Consider the following 396-nt stretch of genomic DNA (forward strand, 5'->3'; position numbering starts at 1 on the left):
GTCGCGGAGCTTGCTGACAATTTCCACCGGCACGGTACCGAGATCTTCACCGATCACCATGCACTGGTGGCGCTTACTTTCCAGCGCCAGGATCGACAGCAGATCGTCAACCGGGTACTGCACGTACGCCCCGTGATCGGCGGTTTCACCGTACGGGATCCACCACAGGCGCAGCACGGACATCACGTGGTCGATACGCAGCGCGCCGCAGTTCTGCATGTTGGCGCGCAGCAGGTCGATAAACGGCTCGTAGGCGCGCGCCGCCATGACGTGCGGATCCATCGGCGGCAGTCCCCAGTTCTGGCCGAGCGGGCCAAGGATATCCGGTGGCGCACCCACGGAGGCTTTCAGACAGTAAAGCTCACGATCGCACCAGGTTTCCGCGCCGCCTTCTGC

At 63.4% G+C, this 396-nt stretch carries 1 protein-coding gene; it reads right to left on the minus strand.

From position 1 onward, the window contains the following. A partial coding sequence (gene malQ / locus EN749_RS37355) for a 4-alpha-glucanotransferase (protein ID WP_128365177.1) occupies positions 1 to 396 on the minus strand: 396 nt, incomplete at both ends.

This window comes from Mesorhizobium sp. M7A.F.Ca.ET.027.02.1.1 (assembly GCF_004022985.1).
Classification (GTDB): Bacteria; Pseudomonadota; Alphaproteobacteria; order Rhizobiales; family Rhizobiaceae; genus Mesorhizobium.